Origin of the sequence: Paenibacillus sp. KS1 (assembly GCF_001680695.1) — a bacterium.
Lineage (GTDB): Bacteria > Bacillota > Bacilli > Paenibacillales > Paenibacillaceae > Paenibacillus_B > Paenibacillus_B suaedae.
Genome location: NZ_MAIS01000195.1, coordinates 1 through 2,546, shown reverse-complemented (window position 1 = coordinate 2,546; position 2,546 = coordinate 1). Strand labels below are relative to the sequence as shown.

Here is a 2,546-nt window from a genome sequence, read left to right as displayed (position 1 = left end):
GCCATCTCCATCCCTTTGTTGAGAGTCAGCCTCTCGTATCGGTGAATACTTTGCCAAGAAATATCCTATCTTCTCTACGGGTTTGGTAATATTTACACAAAAAAAGCCCATTCCATCTGCTGGAATAAGCCTTATAAGTATCTATCTAGTGCGTTCATCTTTTTCACATCAAACTTCAAGCAGATCACTAGATCATCTTTAATACCTGTTCCTTAACACTTTTGTCAAATTTAGCCCCGTCCACATTGACTCCCTTCCAAACTACATTGTCAAGTTTGGCGCCAGTAAAATCAACACCTGTAAAAATTCCATTACAAAGGATAGCTCCTGTTAAGTCTACACTTGCAAAGTTAGCATTTCTAGCATCTACTTTAGATAAATTAGCATTTCTAAAATCTGTCCCTTCAAAATTACCATCTGTGATATTAGCACTACTTAAATTAGCATTAGAGCAACTTGCTTGTTTAGCATTGATCCCAGATAAATTTGCATTACGAAAGGTAGCATTAATTAAAGTTGATCCAATCAGTTCTCCGTGGGTAAAATCAACTTCGTCAAAACAAGTTTCTAAGCACATACTTATATTCATTTTTGCATATTTCATATTTGCTTTTTGGAAGTTTGCGCTACTAAGTACACAGTCTGCAATGTCTATCCCCTCTAAATTGCAGCTTCTAAAGTCAGCTGATTCAAAATCACAATCTAGAAACGACGCTCCAAGTAACGAAGACGCTCTTAACATGACTCGTTTTGCAATGATACCATCTGCCATAACCTTTGACAGGTCTAAAAAAGTGAGATCCATATCACTCATATCCAATCCATCGATAACCTCATCATTGTATTTAGAACTATTTAATATTTCTATAACTCTTGTTCTTTTATTACTATTCTCATCCATTATTTATATCACCACCTAGCATACTTATTCATCTTTTAAAAAGTCCATCCAAGCGGCATTAGGGCAGAACGATACACCCATCCGATCCTCATCAAAACTTGGTATAGCCATCACTTGAGCTGATTCCAAATATTTCATTACATTCACCCAACTGTCAAGTAACGTGTCATTATCAGTTTCTAATGGTCTATTCATAATATCGATACAAATACCACCCCAGTTAAGTTCTGATACAACTCCTGGACTATTTAACAGAAATTCTTCGCCAAACATCTCCAAAACATGACCGCTAAAGTATGTTCTCGCCCCTATCCCCAAAGGGCCATTTGGAAGATATCTAACCGGCACAGGATAAGAACATATATCCATCCACATATGCAGACGTTCACGCTCAGTATTCCAAGGATATGATGACGGCCAAAAAATATGTGCTACTCCATAACATGGTTTTACAATTTCTGCAATCCGATCAGATAACTCAAAAAAAGCTGACCACATTTTTGGGGGCATAGATTTATGAAAATCAAACTTCAAAAATGAACGTGGGCTCCAGTTGACTTCAAAGCTCCCCGTGTATTTTACAGTTTTATCACGGTGAAGATAAATTTCAGATATCCTACGCTCTGAAGTTACTTTTTCAAGAATTTCATTACGATTATACTCGACCCTTACCATTTCACTGTTTCCCCAATGGGAAGGAGCAAATTTTTCGTTTGACTCAAACACATCCAAAATATGACCTAGTATCTCTTCTTTGTTTAAAGATATCGTAGGATACATTGTAATTGAAAACAAATCAGGCTTCATTGCATATCCTCCTTACTGCTACAAAATAAAATTATATAATAATGTTCATAGCTTTTTCCATCTACCTCCACCAGGTAAACGTGGATTAGGTTCCCATTTGTGAGTCACTTTTCCGCTCTTCGGATCGGTATAGTAAACATCACTCTTGTCTCCTAAAGGTCCGCTCGGTCTTGGCTTAGGAGGAATAGCATTTAAATCAGGTTGGTCACTTGATATTGTTACAAAATGTCGACCGTTTTTGTCTTGAAGCATTTCTCTTTCGGCTCTAATTTGACTGTCGTTATGCACAATTTGGTCTTCACCTGCTTTGTGTTTGTGGTCATGAACTAAATCAATTTCACCCTTATTATTACGACTTATACTGTCTGGGCGTGTAACATGACCTTCACTAGATGTATACGTAACGACCTCGTCGGCGTTATTGTCTTCTAATTTACGATCAAGATGTTCTTCCAAAGCCTTCCTACCTTTTATTTCCTCTTCTCTTCCACGTTCCCTATTCTTTCTTAGACGCTCATTGATAGTATCCCAATCTTTACGATCTAAAGGTTTTTCACCTCTATTTTTCTTTTCCTCACAGTGTCGTTCATATCTTGCATCATCCGCTGCCTTCTGATCTCCACGTGCTTTAGCTTCATCTATTTTTTGTCTATAATGCTTCTCCTGCTCTGGAGTCAATCCGTTTTTGTTTAATTTTACATTACCATTATTCCCCGTACCCTTACCGCTTGAATTCTTATTATTTCCCGACGTAGATCCCGATTCTGAATTCTCCGGCTTACTCCCCGGATAATACTTCCGAACCTCAATCTGATTCTTCGTCGGCTCAAGAGGTTTC

3 protein-coding genes are annotated in these 2,546 nt (G+C 37.8%); all 3 read right to left on the bottom strand.

The window, feature by feature from the left end:
- Window positions 1-187 precede the first annotated feature (187 nt).
- The 3 genes from BBG47_RS27660 to BBG47_RS27650 are packed head-to-tail and all read right to left on the bottom strand — an operon-like array spanning window position 188 to window position 2,518.
- Window positions 188-901, bottom strand: a complete 714-nt coding sequence (locus BBG47_RS27660; protein ID WP_065294421.1) for a pentapeptide repeat-containing protein — start codon at window positions 899-901, stop codon at window positions 188-190.
- Window positions 902-925: 24 nt separating this feature from the next.
- Window positions 926-1,708, bottom strand: a complete 783-nt coding sequence (locus BBG47_RS27655) for a hypothetical protein (protein ID WP_065294420.1) — start codon at window positions 1,706-1,708, stop codon at window positions 926-928.
- A 45-nt stretch (window positions 1,709-1,753) separates the two neighbouring features.
- The gene (locus BBG47_RS27650; RefSeq protein ID WP_483310778.1) at window positions 1,754-2,518 is read right to left on the bottom strand and encodes an ADP-ribosyltransferase; all 765 of its coding nucleotides are present in this window, start codon (window positions 2,516-2,518) and stop codon (window positions 1,754-1,756) included.
- Window positions 2,519-2,546 lie beyond the last annotated feature (28 nt).